This window comes from Bradyrhizobium sp. MI1.10 (genome assembly GCF_055811035.1).
Window position 1 is genome coordinate 21,105 of the sequence record NZ_JBVVPN010000060.1, and the last position, 13,993, is coordinate 35,097.

12 protein-coding genes are annotated in these 13,993 nt (G+C 64.4%); 4 read left to right on the forward strand and 8 right to left on the reverse strand.

Annotation, left to right across the window (positions count from 1 at the left end; genetic code table 11):
- Positions 1-12: 12 nt before the first annotated feature.
- The 5 genes from AC0L3K_RS36240 to AC0L3K_RS36260 all read right to left on the reverse strand — a co-directional run bounded on the left by AC0L3K_RS36240 (position 13) and on the right by AC0L3K_RS36260 (position 8,544).
- Positions 13-1,218 (reverse strand): tetratricopeptide repeat protein, encoded by a 1,206-nt coding sequence (locus AC0L3K_RS36240; protein ID WP_473367847.1) that lies wholly within the window; start codon positions 1,216-1,218, stop codon positions 13-15.
- A gap of 46 nt (positions 1,219-1,264) precedes the next feature.
- The gene (locus tag AC0L3K_RS36245) at positions 1,265-2,389 is read right to left on the reverse strand and encodes an AAA family ATPase (RefSeq protein ID WP_473367848.1); all 1,125 of its coding nucleotides are present in this window, start codon (positions 2,387-2,389) and stop codon (positions 1,265-1,267) included.
- Between the two features lie 390 nt (positions 2,390-2,779).
- Positions 2,780-5,938, reverse strand: a complete 3,159-nt coding sequence (locus AC0L3K_RS36250; protein WP_473367849.1) for a multidrug efflux RND transporter permease subunit — start codon at positions 5,936-5,938, stop codon at positions 2,780-2,782.
- Between the two features lie 161 nt (positions 5,939-6,099).
- Positions 6,100-7,293, reverse strand: a complete 1,194-nt coding sequence (locus AC0L3K_RS36255; RefSeq protein ID WP_473367850.1) for an efflux RND transporter periplasmic adaptor subunit — start codon at positions 7,291-7,293, stop codon at positions 6,100-6,102.
- Between the two features lie 231 nt (positions 7,294-7,524).
- Positions 7,525-8,544, reverse strand: coding sequence for an SAM-dependent methyltransferase (locus tag AC0L3K_RS36260; protein WP_473367851.1), 1,020 nt, complete (start codon positions 8,542-8,544; stop codon positions 7,525-7,527).
- A gap of 234 nt (positions 8,545-8,778) precedes the next feature.
- Between AC0L3K_RS36260 and AC0L3K_RS36265 the strand changes: the two genes are divergently transcribed.
- The 4 genes from AC0L3K_RS36265 (at position 8,779) to AC0L3K_RS36280 (ending at position 11,598) form a co-directional block, all read left to right on the forward strand.
- The gene (locus AC0L3K_RS36265) at positions 8,779-9,801 is read left to right on the forward strand and encodes a flagellar motor protein MotA (protein ID WP_473367852.1); all 1,023 of its coding nucleotides are present in this window, start codon (positions 8,779-8,781) and stop codon (positions 9,799-9,801) included.
- 4 nt (positions 9,802-9,805) lie between these two features.
- Complete coding sequence (locus AC0L3K_RS36270) at positions 9,806-10,834, forward strand: peptidoglycan -binding protein (protein ID WP_018454615.1); 1,029 nt, start codon at positions 9,806-9,808, stop codon at positions 10,832-10,834.
- Positions 10,834-11,280 carry a GNAT family N-acetyltransferase gene (locus tag AC0L3K_RS36275; protein WP_473367853.1) on the forward strand — a complete coding sequence of 149 codons (447 nt, stop codon included), beginning with the start codon at positions 10,834-10,836 and terminating at the stop codon, positions 11,278-11,280. The genes AC0L3K_RS36270 and AC0L3K_RS36275 overlap by 1 nt, the downstream gene beginning before the upstream one ends.
- A 96-nt stretch (positions 11,281-11,376) precedes the next feature.
- The gene (locus tag AC0L3K_RS36280) at positions 11,377-11,598 is read left to right on the forward strand and encodes a hypothetical protein (protein ID WP_007599912.1); all 222 of its coding nucleotides are present in this window, start codon (positions 11,377-11,379) and stop codon (positions 11,596-11,598) included.
- Between the two features lie 331 nt (positions 11,599-11,929).
- Here the strand turns inward: AC0L3K_RS36280 and AC0L3K_RS36285 are convergent, their stop codons facing one another.
- The 3 genes from AC0L3K_RS36285 to AC0L3K_RS36295 all read right to left on the reverse strand — a co-directional run.
- The gene (locus AC0L3K_RS36285; protein ID WP_473367854.1) at positions 11,930-12,103 is read right to left on the reverse strand and encodes a hypothetical protein; all 174 of its coding nucleotides are present in this window, start codon (positions 12,101-12,103) and stop codon (positions 11,930-11,932) included.
- Positions 12,104-12,265: 162 nt separating this feature from the next.
- Positions 12,266-12,631, reverse strand: coding sequence for a GNAT family N-acetyltransferase (locus AC0L3K_RS36290; RefSeq protein WP_157158624.1), 366 nt, complete (start codon positions 12,629-12,631; stop codon positions 12,266-12,268).
- A 506-nt stretch (positions 12,632-13,137) separates the two neighbouring features.
- Positions 13,138-13,993, reverse strand: an 856-nt coding sequence (locus AC0L3K_RS36295; protein WP_473367855.1) for an ATP-binding cassette domain-containing protein, incomplete at its 5' end; no start/stop codon positions are given.

The window sequence follows — 13,993 nt, forward strand, 5'->3', positions numbered from 1 at the left end:
CTTTCAAGCAACTTAGGGGCTATTCCCCGACGCATTTGGCGCACGAAACGTCGCTTGGGACCCAAGCTGCGCCTTCAAGACCAGGTCGAAGCTGGGGCGCGTTTTTCCGTCCTGGAAAACCACGCCGTTCGGGCTGAAGGCGACCTTGTCCGGGTCCTTGTTCAACGTCTGCCAGTTGCACGATATAGCGACGATACCGTAAGCCGAAACCGGCTGAACCTCTCCTGGATCTGCCACGCCATTACCATCAGCATCGCGCCACAGGGCGAGGCCGGCCAGTTCTTTACCGGTCAAAATGCCATCGCGGTCGTCATCGAGTGCGGCCAGCGGCGCATATCCGTTGTTCCAAAACATCCAAAACGTGATGTTGCCGAACAATTGCCGGCCGCTGTTAATTTTGCCATCAAGCTTCAAGTCGCTAACAAGCCAGGCAGCTTTGGGGGTAATCCAGCTCCATTCGCGACTCAACCCGCTGCCGTCCACGTCGAACGTCACCCGCGCGTCGGGTGCTTCTAGGTCGGTGATAGTGAGCCCATCGGCCAGCGGCACTGCGATGGGAGTGATTGGGTACGGCAGCTTTCCCATTGCGGCCGCGTGGTCCTTCAGCGTCTCAATCTCGCGCTTATCCTTCTCGGCGTCGAGAAGCGGGACGAGGTAAGAGACGACTTCGCCGGTCAGAGTCCGCCCGCCCATTCCACGGACCGTCAGGCTCTTTTCCTTCTCCCAGGCGTCGGTTGCGATCGTTCGATATTGCTTCAACGCCTCGTCTTTCCTGCCGGCCTGCTCGGTCAGCCAGGCGAGGCCGAGCCGGATGACAAGGTTATCCTTGTCCAGTTCCAATGCCTGCTTGTACGCGTTCAACGCGGATTCTAGGTGCGCCTGGGAGGCGGCACTCAAAGTGGAGTCAGCGGCAGTCATTACGGTACCGAAAGGAACAGCTGGTGGCTGAATGCCATGGTAGGCTTTCGGTACCGTCAGCGGGTCAGACTTCTGAGCGTAAGCCATGCCATGCGCACGACCAAGGTTCAGCAACGCCTCGACGCGGGTAGGATCGCCCTTGGCGATCTTCTCTAAGTTCTCGATAAGCCTGGCGACCGGGATCCGCTCCTCTTCCACGCCCACCCACCTGCCGAGCGCCGGCGACATCGTGACAAGGAAAACCACCAGCAAGAGCAAGCGCACGGCGACTCCGAATTGTAAGGGGAAGATTGTGGTCAATTTATCCAGTGCACACTGACGATGCTAGGGTCTGGAGGGACGCGGCCTAATGGTCGTCGTCCGGCTCCTCCTCGCGATACTCCCCGCCAATGGTCAGGCCCTCGATCGCCGTGGCGCCTTTCGACTTGATCACACGGCGAAGCGGGACCGAACTCTCGCTTCGCAGTGCGTCCATCAGCTGTTCCGAATGGGTGACGATCCAGATGTCGGCGCGGCGTGATGCCTTGGCGATGAGCCGGGCCAGTGGCGCCAGCAGCGACGGATGCAGGCTGGTCTCGGGTTCGTTCAGCGCAATGAACGGCGGCAGCCGATAGCCCATGAACACCGCAAGCAGGCAGATGTATTTCAGCGTCCCGTCGGATAGTTCGTGAGCCCTGAACGGCCGCGGCATATCCGGCAATTGCAGATCGAATTCACACCGCCCGTTTTCTTCCCATGCGCGGAGTTCGGCGCCCGGAAATGCATCCTGGATTGCGTCCTGCAAGTCGTTGGCGTCTTCCCGAATGACATAGAGGGTCGCCAGGGTGGCAGCCAGATCGATGCCATCGGCGCTGAGAGAGGGCGTCGCGATGGCAAGACAGGGCTTGCGTATCGGTGACGCCGGATCAGTGCGGAAGTCATGATAGAATCGCCAGCCCAGCATCGCATTTCTGATCAAGTCGATTTCCGGGCATTGCTTGCCATCGGAAAAAGCCGCGAGCGCGGTCTCTGACGGCAGCACCGCATCCTTGTGAGCGTTCCAGGCGCCGCTCTCGCCGCGGACGCTGATGAGCGAATTGATCCGCTCCATCAGCTTGACCGTGCGTTTGCCGCGCGTCGTTTCGATCGTTTCGGCCTTGATCATCGGCTCGCCGGAAAACGCGGCCTGAAGCGGGCTGGGAAACCCGAGCTCGATGAAATACCTCATGCTGTCGAATGTGGCTGACAGCCGCAGCCGCCCGTCTTCGCCTTTTTTGCGAATGCCGGACCAGCAGACCGAATTCAATCCGCCTTCATCGGCGATCGTGCGGGTGATTTGACCGGTCGCCGCATCGCGCAACAGCGACAAGGATTTGTAGAGATTGGATTTGCCGACGCCATTTTCACCGACAAACACCGACAAGGGATGGATGGGTATGGAGAGCCGCCGAATAGAGCGATAGTTCGAGATCGCAATGTCGGTCGGACGCATGACGTGCTTTCGATCGGCGGGATGCCGGGGCATTCGCGGGCAGGGTGCGAATACGTTGTTTCAATCCAGGGATGCAGTCTGGATTGAGGCCTCCAAGAAAGCAAGCCGACGGATCCGGCGTTCAGTCAGGGCAATCGCATATGGTACAAGAGGACCACGCGGCTTGCTCCGCCTCTCCCGCTTGCGGGAGAGGCCGACTCGCCCCGGGGCGATGCAAAGCATCGTCCCGCGCGCGGCGGGTGAGGGCTCTCACCACACGGGGGCATCCTCCGCAATGCTCGACAATCCCGACGCGGAGACACTCCCAGCCCAGCCCTCCCCCGCAAGCGGGAGAGGGAGCCCACTGCCGATGCCGCCGCACGTGCGCGCCATATGCGATTTCCCGGCCGTTCAGTGGCCGGCCCTTGCCGGCGCGGGCGGCCCATACATCTCGGCCTCCTTCGCCACCTTCTCCCGATCCCCGCCCAGCACGCGTTGCACCGAGACGAAGAACACCGGGACCATCAGCAGCGCCAGGATCACCACCGCGATCATGCCGCCCATCACGATGCTGCCGAGTGCCTGCTGGCTGGCGCCGCCGGCGCCATGGGCGATGGCCATCGGCAGCACGCCGCAGATGAAGGCGAGGCCGGTCATCAGGATCGGGCGGAAGCGCAGGCGGCAGGCCTCGATGGTGGCGTCCACCAGCGGCTTGCCTTCTTTCCGCAGATCCTTGGCGAACTCGATGATGAGGATCGCGTCCTTCGCGGCGAGACCAATGATGGTGATCAGGCCGACGGTGAAATAGACGTCGTTGGGCAGGCCGCGCAGCATCGCCGCGACCACCGCGCCGACGATGCCGAGCGGCACGGTGAGTAGCACCGCCAGCGGAATGGTCCAGCTCTCGTACAGCGCGGCGAGACACAGGAACACCACGAATACCGAAAGCCCGAGCAGGAACGGCGCCTGCGAGCCCGACAGCTTCTCCTGCAGCGACTGCCCGGTCCATTCATAGCCGAAGCCGCGCGGCAGCTTGCCTGCGAGCCGTTCCATCTCGGCGATGGCATCACCCGAGGTGAAGCCGGGTTTCGCCTCGCCCGAGATGCGCACTGCCGGATAATAGTTGAAGCCGGCGATCTGCGTCGGTCCGCGCGCCCATTCCACGGTGGCAAAGGACGAGAACGGCACGAGCTGGCCGCGGCTGTTCTTGACGTTGTAGTTGAGGATGTCCTCGGTCCGCATGCGGTCGCGGGCATCGGCCTGCACCACGACGCGCTGCATGCGGCCGCGGTTCGGGAAGTCGTTGATGTAGTTCGAGCCGAGATTGGTCGAGATCGTGTTGTTGATGTCCTCGAAGGTGACGCCGAAGGCGCCGGCCTTTTCCCGGTCGATCACGAGATTGACCACGCCGGCCTCGGGCAGGCCTTCGACATAGACCTTCTGAAGTACGGCGCTTGCATTGGCCTCCGCGATCAACTGATCGGCGGCGCGCATCAAGGCCGGATAACCCTTCTGGCCGCGGTCCTGGAGCCGGAATGAGAAGCCCGAGGAGTTGCCGAGATTGTCGATCGGCGGCGGCTGCAGCGCCGAGATTTTTGCGTCGCGGATCGACGCCCCGAGATCGCGGTTGATGTCGGTGACGATTGCGGCAGCCGAATCCTTCGGCCCGCGCTCCGACCAGTCCTTCAGGGTGATGAAGGCCTGCGCGGTGTTCATGCCCTGGCCGGAGAAGCTGAAGCCGGTGAGGAAGGTGACGTTGTCGACGCCCGGCCGCTGCGCCAGGTATTTTTCCACTTTCTCGATCACCGCCTCGGTCCGGCCATAGGACGAATCCGACGGCGTCTGCACGTCGGTGGTGACGAAGCCCTGGTCGTCGACGGGCAGGAAGCCGCCGGGCAGATTGACGAAGGCCCAGGACAGGCCGGCGAGCAGCGCGACATAGACCAGCATCAAGCGGCCGGTGCGCTTCAGCGAGAAACCGACGGTGCGGGAATAGCCCTCCTTGCCGCCCTCGAGCATCCGGTTGAACCAGCCGAACACGCCCTTCTTGGCGTGACCGTGGCCGGCAGCGACGGGCTTGAGCAGCGTCGCACACAGCGCCGGCGTCAGCGACAGTGCCAGGAAGGCGGAGAAGCCGATCGCGGCGACCATGGTCACGGAGAACTGGCGGTAGATGATGCCGACTGAGCCCGGGAAGAACGCCATCGGCACGAACACGGCCATCAGCACCAGCGTGATGCCGATGATGGCCCCGGTGATCTGCGACATCGCTTTGCGCGTCGCTTCCTTCGGCGGCAGCCCCTCCTCCGCCATGATGCGCTCGACGTTCTCGACCACGACGATGGCATCGTCGACGAGGATGCCGACCGCGAGCACCATGCCGAACATCGAGAGCATGTTGATGGAGTAGCCGGCGAGCAGCAGCGTGGTACAGGCGCCCAAGAGCGCCACCGGCACCACGATGGTCGGGATGATGGTGTAGCGGATGTTCTGCAGGAACAGGAACATCACCACGAACACCAGCACGATGGCTTCGACCAGCGTCGACAGCACCTTCTTGATCGAGGCCTCGACCACGGGCGTGATGTTGTAGGGAATTTCGTAGCCGATATTGGCCGGGAAGAAGCGAGACAGCTCCTTCATCTTCTCTTCGACGGCGCTTGCGGTCGCCAGCGCATTGCCGGTCGGCGACATCAGCACGGAAAGACCGGCAGTCGGCTTGCCGTCGAGACGGGTGTTGAACTGGTAGCTCAGGCCGCCGACCTCGATGCGCGCGACATCGCGCAGCCGCACGGTCGAGCCGTCGGCATTGGCGCGCAGGATGATGGTGCCGAATTCATCCGGGGACGAGAGCTGGCCCTTGACCAGCACCAGCGCGGAGGTGCGCTGGGTCGAGGTCGACGGTTCGGCGCCGATGCTGCCGGAAGCGACCTGCGCGTTCTGCGCGGCAATGGCCTTGTTGACGTCGTCGGCGGTCAGGCCATAGCCGACCAGCTTGGCCGGATCGACCCAGACGCGCAGGCTGCGTTCGGTCGAATACAGCGTGGCGCGGCCGACGCCGGGGATGCGGCGGATCTCGCCGAGCACGTTACGGATCATGAAGTCGCCCAGCCCGACCTCGTCCAGGCTGCCGTCGGTCGAGTTCAGCGTGATGATCTGGAGCACCGCGCTGGAGGCTTCCTCGATCAGAATGCCCTGCTGGATCACCGCGCGCGGCAGCCGCGCCTCGACGCGCTTGATGCGGTTCTGCACCTCGACCGAGGCGGCGCTGGTATCGGTGCCCGGCACGAAATTGGCGATGATCTCAACCTGGCCGAGCGAGTCGCTGGTCGATTCGAAATTGAGGATGCCGGAGGCGCCGTTGAGCTCCTCCTCGATCAGCCGCGTGACGCTGTTGTAGAGGTTTTCGGGCGAGGCGCCGGGATAGCTGGTCGAGATCGAAATCGAGGGCGGCGCAATGATCGGATACTGCGCGATCGGCAACAGCGGAATCGAAATTGCGCCGACCAGACAGATGAACAGCGCGACCACCCAGGCGAAGATCGGCCTGTCAATGAAGAAGCTCGCCATTACCGCTTTTAACCTCGTTGTTTCACTAGTCCCTCATGGTGAGGAGCGCGAAGCGCGTCTCGAACCATGAAGGCCCGGCTCTCGCCCGTGGCCATCCTTCGAGACGCCCGCTTTGCGGGCTCCTCAGGATGAGGGATCAAGACAGTCGCGACGCCCGAACGTTACCGCATCAGCTTCTGGGCGTGCCGGTTATCGGCAGTCGCATCCGCTTCCGACCAGGATTGCGGCTTGACCCTGTCGCCGGCGGCGAACTTCTGGAAGCCTTCGACCACGACCTTGTCGCCGGCCTTCAGGCCGTCGGTGACGAACCAGGTTCCGTCCTGCACCGAGCCGGTGCGCACCGGCTGTACCGCGATGCGATTGTCGTCCTTGACGACGAACACCTCGCTGCCGCCGCCGCCATTGCGCTGGATCGCCTGCTGCGGCACCGCGATCGCGTCGCTATCGAGACCCTGGTCGATGCGGACGCGGACATACATGCCCGGCAGCAATTCGCGTTTGGGATTGCGGAACTCACCGCGCAAGGTCACCTGACCGGTATTGGCGTCGACCTTGGCATCCGAAAACAGCAACTTGCCGTCGAGCGAGTAGAGCGTGTTGTCGTCGAGCACGAGATGCACCTTGGCGGCGTCAGGCGCGATGCGCTCGAGGTCACCGCTCTCGAAGGCGCGGCGGAGCTGGTTGAGCTCGTTCACCGACTGGGTGAAATCCGCATAGATCGGATCGAGCTGCTGGATCGTGGCCAGATTGGTCTCGTTCTGGACCGCGAGCGCGCCCTCGCTGACCAGGGCAGCACCGACGACGCCGTCGATCGGCGCGCGTACGGTGGCATAGTCGAGATTGAGCTTGGCGCGCGCGAGATCGGCCTTGCGGCCCTCGACCTCGGCATGAGCCTGGCGCTCGGCCGCGATCGCCTTCTCGTTCTCGGCTTCGGGCGCGGCGCGCTGGCTGGTGAGCGTGGCGATGCGGCGCGCCTGCTGCTGCGACTGCATCAACGCGGCCTCGGCCTTGGCGACCGCGGCATCGTTGGCCATCACCTCGACCTCGAACGGACGCGGATCGATACGGTACAGCGGATCACCGGCCTTCACCTCGCTGCCCTGTCGGAACAGACGCTCGACCACGATGCCGGACACGCGCGGCCGCACGTCGGAGACGCGCGTCGGCGCAATGCGGCCCGGCAGCTCGCGCACAACGGCGCGCGGCTGCGGCTTGACGATGACGATGCTGACGTCGGGGTCGTTGGGCTGGGCGGCTGAAATGGCGGAACTGGATTCGTCGCAGCCTGCCAACAGCGGCGTAAAGGCCGCGAGCATCATTGCAACGCATGCCGATCGCGCGCGAAGTCCTGACATGAAGTTAAGTGCCCCGATGTTGTTGAAACTGATCACGGTCCGCGCGAGGCCCGTTCTGGGCCATGACACGCGGCTGATGCCGCCAAAATAGAGGGGACGTGCTGCGACGCAACGCACCTTGCGGGCGGCCCAATGTCACACGGTCTATGGTGCTGACTTCAGTACGCTTTTCGCGCCTCACCCGATTGTGAGTCCGGTTCCACCGCCGCGTGCTGCGACGGAACATCGCAATTATCCCGCCGCCCTCATCCGGTAGTGGCTGACGCCCCATTCGTTGCCATCGGCATAGCCGAACAGGCCCGAGGTCGCGAGAAAGAACCAGCGCCAGCGTCGCATCCGCAGGCCGGTCTCCTCGCCATGGACGTTGCGCAAGGCCGCCTCGATGTAACAGCGATGCGTGTCGAAATTGGCGAGCCAGTCGTTGGCCGTGCGCTGATAATGCGTGCCGCTCCAGCACCATTCCTTCTCCACGGTGAAGATATCGTCGAATTGCCTGACGAGGTGATGGCTCGGCATCAGCCCGCCCGTGGAGACGCGCTGCGCGATCCAGTCGTCGCGATCGGCCCGGTCGAACAGGTGAGAGCCGGAGCGATGGGCGACGATGTGCATGAAGAACCGCCCCTCCGGCGCGAGCCACGCGCGCAGGCGCGTCATCAGCTTGCGCCAGTTCATCACATGCTCGAACATCTCGACCGAGACGATGCGGTCGAATTGCCCATCGGGCGCGAACACGTTGATGTCCGCGCAGATCACGCGCAGGTTGAGGAGACCGCGCAGCCGCGCCTCTTCCTCGATATGGGCGCGCTGCGCCTGTGAGCTCGACACCGCGGTGACCTTGGCGTGCGGAAACTGCCGCGCCATCCACAGCGACAGCGAGCCCCAGCCGCAGCCGAGCTCGAGGATGGTCTGGCCGTCGGCGAGAGCGGCATGCTCGGCGGTCTGGCGCAGCGCCTCCTCCTCGGCCTCCCGCAAGGTGGTCGCGCCGGTCTTGTAGAAGCAGCAGGAGTATTTGCGGTTGGGACCGAGCACCTTCGCAAAGAACGAAGCTGGCACCCCCTCGTGCCCGGCATCCGCGTCCTCGGCGATCGGCCGCAGCATCATCCGCCCGGCGAAGGCGGCATCATCCGCCCCGCCTAGCGCGGACAGCCGCGTCACCGTGCGCGAGCACAGGCGCTGGATCGCCGCGCGGATCACGACATCAGGCAAAGGCACCCGTTCGGCAGTCCCGATGATCGCGGACACGACGCTCATGCGACGACTCCGTCTTTGGGCGGCAGATCTTGGACGGCAAGTCTTGGGCGCCAAGGGGAAAAGTGCGAACTGAACCTGTGGAATGCCGACGATTTGGAAAGTATGTCCTTACCAAAGCCCGGTTTCAGCTTTGGGTTCCCCAGCTCTCCCCGAAATCGGCGCATCCGGCGCTTTTTTTGGGCGGGCGCTGTGCCATAGTGCGCCCCGCAAGCAAGTTAACGGATGATACCGGCCATGCCGCCAGGCGCCTCGCCCCGCTCCTCCCTCGACATCGAATATACCAAGCTATCCTCGCCCAGCGTCTTCCTGGTGCGGATGCTGGTCTTCCTGGTGCTCTGCACCCTGGTGGGGGTGGTGCTCTACAAGCAGATCATCCAGGCCTTCTTCGCCAATCCCGGGCTCAATGCGCTGATCGGCGGCGTGCTGTTCATCGGCATCATCCTGGCCTTCCGCCAGGTGATCCGGCTGTATCCCGAAGTGTCCTGGGTCAACAATTTCCGCATCGCCGACCCCGGCCTTGCGCCCGCCCGCCACCCCAAGCTGCTGGCGCCGATGGCGATGATCCTCGGCGGCGAGCGCACCGGGCGGATGTCGATCACCCAGACCACCATGCGGCACCTGCTCGATTCGATCGCGACCCGCCTCGACGAGGCCCGCGACATCTCCCGCTACATGACAGGGCTGCTGGTCTTCCTCGGCCTGCTCGGCACCTTCTGGGGCCTGATCGAGACGGTCGGCTCGGTCGGCAAGGTGATCGACGGGCTCAAGGTCGGGGGCGATTCCGGCGCCCTGTTCGACACGCTGAAGGAGGGGCTGGCCGCCCCGCTCGGCGGCATGGGCATCTCGTTTTCGAGCTCGCTGTTCGGTCTCGCCGGCTCGCTGATCCTGGGCTTCCTCGACCTGCAATCGAGCCAGGCGCAGAACCGTTTCTACACCGATCTCGAAGACTGGCTTGCCACCACCGTCCGCGAATATGGCAGCGGCGAAGTGGCGGTCGCCTCCGGTGGCGGTGGCGGCATTGCCAGCGGCGAGCTTCAGGCCGTCGTCGAGCGCTTGCGCACGGTGCTCGAGGAAGGCAGCGGCAGCCGCGGCACCACCGCGGCGATGGCGAGCCTCGCCGAAGCCATCCAGGCGCTGGTCTCGCATATGCGGACCGAGCAGCAGATGATCCGCGAATGGGCCGACGGCCAGGGCGAGCAGAACCGCGAGATCCGGCGCCTGCTGGAGCGCATCGCGCGTCAGCCCGAGAAGGGTTAGCGACATGGCACTGGCGCGCGGCCGCCGCGGCGATACCTCCTTCAACTATTGGCCCGGTTTCGTCGACGCGCTGTCGACGCTGGTGCTGTCGATCGTGTTCCTGCTGTCGGTGTTCCTGGTGGTGCAGTTCTTCCTGTCGCAGGAGGTCACCGGCAAGGACAAGGCGCTGGAGCAGCTCAACGCCAAGATCGCGCAGCTCAACGAGCTGCTGTCGCTGGAGAAGCTCGGCAAGCTCACGCTGGACGACCAGGTCTCGTCGCTGAAAGCCGGCCTCGCTTCGGCGGAAAGCGAGCGCGACCGCATCAAGGGCCTCTATGAGGGGCTGGCGGCCGCCGGCAACGACGCGCAAGGCAAATCCTCCGAGCTTGGCAAGGCGCTGGACTCCGAGAAGGCGGTTTCGGCCCGTGCGCTGGCGCAGATCGAGGTGCTGAACCAGCAGATCAGCGCGCTGCGACGGCAATTGGCGGCGCTGGAGGAAGCGCTCGACGTCTCCGAGAAGCGCGACAAGGAATCGCAAAATCGAATCGCCGATCTGGGCTCTCGCCTGAATGTCGCCCTGGCGCAGCGCGTGCAGGAATTGTCGCGCTACCGCTCGGAATTCTTCGGCCGCCTGCGCGCCATCCTCGGCAACCGCCCCGACATCCGCATCGTCGGCGACCGCTTCGTGTTCCAGTCCGAAGTGTTCTTCGACACCGGACAGGCGGTGCTGCTGCCCGAAGGCCGCGCCGAGCTCGACACTTTGGCGACCGCGCTGATCGACCTCGACAAGAAGATCCCGAACGAGATCCCCTGGGTGCTGCGCGTCGACGGTCACACCGACGTGCGCCCGGTCAACGGGCCGAACTTCAAGTCGAACTGGGACCTCTCGGCCGCCCGCTCGATCTCGGTGGTGCAGTACCTGATCTCGCTCGGCGTGCCCGCCCAGCGCCTCGTCGCCGCCGGCTTCGGCGAATTCCAGCCGCTCGACACCGCCAACACCGAGGAAGCCTACAAGCGCAACCGCCGCATCGAGCTGAAGCTGACGGAGCGGTAGTGAGCGCCCTCCACCTCCGACCTTACCTTCCCGAGGACGAGGCCGCCTCGATCGACCTCTGGCATCGCACCTGGCAGCAGGCCTATCCGCAGATCGACTTCGCCACGCGCCTGGACTGGTGGCGCGAACGCTGGCGTAGGGACCTGGTGCCGAAAGCCTCCATCGTGGTCGCGGAGCAGGACGGCGCGCTGACCGGCTTCGTCACCATCGACGGCGACGGCTATCTCGACCAGCTCGTGGTCGATCCCGCGCATTGGGGCTCGGACGCGGCGCGGCTGCTGGTCGACGAGGCCAAGCGCCTGTCGCCGACAGGCGTGACGCTGCTCGTCAACAAGGACAACAGCCGCGCCATCCGCTTCTACGAGCGCAACGGCTTTGCCCATGCCGGCGACGAGGTGAACCCGACCTCGGGCCGGCCGGTGCTGAAGATGGAATGGCAACCTTAGATTCTGGGGCGCGTGACGCCCGTCACGCCGGGATCCCGGGACGTCGGCTAGTCGTTGTGCCCGGAAGTTGCGCCGGCAAGCGGATGGAGATGACCGATGAAACTGAGCGATCTGGCCAAGGGATCTTCGGTCCTGCTCGGCGTCATCGTCGCCGGATATGTCTCGACGAGCTATGTCGACCAACGCCTCGCCACGCCGGTCAAGACGACGAGTGCTCCGACGCATGGCCTTGAGCCATCGGCCTGCGTTGATGAGGACGGGAGCTGGAAGAATTGGCCGTGGCCGAATGTGCCGGCGCTGTCGCCGAAGTGTCGATGAGCGGCGCTGTCGCGTAACTCGCCGCGAGGCGCTCTCGGCTCAAGCGGAGCTCAAGATCGAAATGCCAGCTTTCAGCCTGGCGGAGCGCGCGGTGGCTGTCTTCGCGGAGCCGGATCGACTCATCGATCGCTCGCTGCGCCCGCTCCAAAAGCTCGAGGGTCTCTTTGCTGTACGGCTGGGCCATGAGGCGCACTCCCGTTGAGGCGGGAGCACAAATCATCTCTCAGGCACCGACGCCTACGGACGAGCCTTTGGCCGGCGATACCTGATTAGGCGCCACATCTGGGGGAACTGCAAGGTTCATGCACGCGGCTCAGGGCGCGGGCTGCGCCTATCCGAAGTTGCGGAAGCCTACGATGAGCAAGCCGAAACTCATGAAAACAATGACGCCGCTACCTGCGACAACAAGCAGGGCCGCTTTCCATCCCGCAAGGCCGCGCTTCTGCTGTCGAATGGCGAACAGGATGAGGAGGATGAACACGATTGGGCAGATGAGAACAATCATGCACGTTTCCAAATCACGACGGCACTTCAGTTAAGGAGCCGTGTGAGGCTGGTGTCCGCTAAGGGCGGTGAGCGCGGTTTGTCGGTCGAGCGGCCAAGTCCCGTCTACCCTGAGCGCGAACGTCGTGACCAACCGTTCGGGGCCACCGAAGGCCGAGCGATTTCACATCGATCCCAGCTCCTTGATCAGCTTGGGAAGCATTCTGCCAGGTATCGAGCCGGACGGAGCAAAGCCGGAGTCCTTCGCCCCCATGCGTCGATAGAATGGCGCGGCATCTGGGTCGGCCTCGATCGCCATGCGGTGAGCACCCATCGCTGTTGCTTCGCTGGCAGCCCAATGAAACAACTTCATTCCCAAGCCACCGCGAAGCATCGTCGGCTCGACGAACAACTTCAACAAATCAGCCCAGCTTCCAGTGACCCTGACTTGGGCGACGCCGACGATCTTGCCGTTCTCTTCCGCCACTGCAATTGAACTGGATTGGAGTTCGCATGCTTCGATGGTGAGTTCGCTCCGACAGGCCTCCATGAAGTCGTTGCCGTAGCCCCATACAGCTTTCGATCTAAGGCACAAGGCCGAGAGCGTAGGTAGCTCCTCAACTGTTGGCGGTCTGAGAACACAAGTCACGAGGCTTGGCTCCATGCATTGATTTCGGATACCACATCGCCGCCTCCGATGTCTCATACTGGCCTAGCAGCGGGCCTCGATGAGGCGGGCACTCCGTCCCCTTCGCGTCCGACAAGGGCAAGCCAGCGGAAACGAAGCCGCCTGGTTCGCTGGTCCGAGCGCAGTCGCAGCACCGGCAAAGCACACAGCCCGACCAATCTTGCGATGCGGAAGATCCGCTCGTGCTGTTCGAGGAAGCCGATGTGGCGCGAAGCGGCTTCCAAAACCTCCGCTGTCATTCCCCGCGAAGGCGGGGAATCCAGTACGCCGCGGCTTATCGGTTGATCACTTCCGTCTCGGAGTACTGGATCACCCGCTTTCGCGGGTGATGACACCTTGAGTGGGGCGGCGTTCCGAGCGCCCTCGCCTCACGCCCCCTCGAACTGCAACCTCGCCAGCCTTGCATAAAGCCCGTTCGCGGCCACGAGCTCCGCATGCGTGCCCTGCTCGACGATTCTGCGCTGGTCCATCACCAGGATGCGGTCGCACGACAAGACGGTGGCGAGGCGGTGCGCGATCACGAGCGTGGTGCGGTGGCGCATCAGCTCTTCCAGTGCGGTCTGCACCAGCGTCTCGCTTTCGGCATCGAGCGCGGAAGTGGCTTCATCCAGCAGCAACAGCGGCGCATCGCGCAGGATGGCACGCGCGATCGCGATGCGCTGGCGCTGGCCGCCTGATAGCGTCACGCCGCGCTCACCAAGCGGCGTGTCGAAACCTTCGGGCAGGCGGCGGATGAATTCGGCGGCGTGCGCGAGCTCGGCGGCACGCTCGACCTCGGCGTCGGTGGCATCGGGCCGGCCGAAGCGGATGTTGTCGCGGGCGCTGGCCGCGAACACGTTGGATTCCTGCGGCACCAGCGCGATGCGGGAGCGGAATTCACGCGGATCGGCGGATTTGACCGGCACGCCGTCGAGCGAGATCGCGCCGCTGCGCGGATCATAGAAGCGCAACAGCAGATGGAAGATCGTGCTCTTGCCCGCGCCGGACGGACCGACGATCGCGACCTTCTCGCCGGGGCGCACGGTAAACGACACCGCATCGAGCACATTGACGTCGCGCCGCGCCGGATAGGCGAAGCTGACATGGTCGAAGCCGACTTCGCCGCGCGCCGGCACCGGCAGGGGGGGGGGGGGGCGCGCGCCGCGGGGGGGGGGGGGGCCGCCCGCGCGCGCCCACCCCCCCCCCCCCCCCCCCCCCGGCCCCGCCCGCCGACCCCCCCCCCAC

What these genes read in the sequence shown, in the direction of transcription:
- AC0L3K_RS36245 (WP_473367848.1), bottom strand. Translation starts at nt 2,389, where the DNA reads ATGCGTCCGACCGACATTGCGATCTCGAACTATCGCTCTATTCGGCGG.
- AC0L3K_RS36250 (WP_473367849.1), bottom strand. Translation starts at nt 5,938, where the DNA reads ATGGCGAGCTTCTTCATTGACAGGCCGATCTTCGCCTGGGTGGTCGCG.
- AC0L3K_RS36255 (WP_473367850.1), bottom strand. Translation starts at nt 7,293, where the DNA reads ATGTCAGGACTTCGCGCGCGATCGGCATGCGTTGCAATGATGCTCGCG.
- AC0L3K_RS36260 (WP_473367851.1), bottom strand. Translation starts at nt 8,544, where the DNA reads ATGAGCGTCGTGTCCGCGATCATCGGGACTGCCGAACGGGTGCCTTTG.
- AC0L3K_RS36265 (WP_473367852.1), top strand. Translation starts at nt 8,779, where the DNA reads ATGCCGCCAGGCGCCTCGCCCCGCTCCTCCCTCGACATCGAATATACC.
- AC0L3K_RS36270 (WP_018454615.1), top strand. Translation starts at nt 9,806, where the DNA reads ATGGCACTGGCGCGCGGCCGCCGCGGCGATACCTCCTTCAACTATTGG.
- AC0L3K_RS36280 (WP_007599912.1), top strand. Translation starts at nt 11,377, where the DNA reads ATGAAACTGAGCGATCTGGCCAAGGGATCTTCGGTCCTGCTCGGCGTC.
- AC0L3K_RS36285 (WP_473367854.1), bottom strand. Translation starts at nt 12,103, where the DNA reads ATGATTGTTCTCATCTGCCCAATCGTGTTCATCCTCCTCATCCTGTTC.
- AC0L3K_RS36290 (WP_157158624.1), bottom strand. Translation starts at nt 12,631, where the DNA reads ATGGAGGCCTGTCGGAGCGAACTCACCATCGAAGCATGCGAACTCCAA.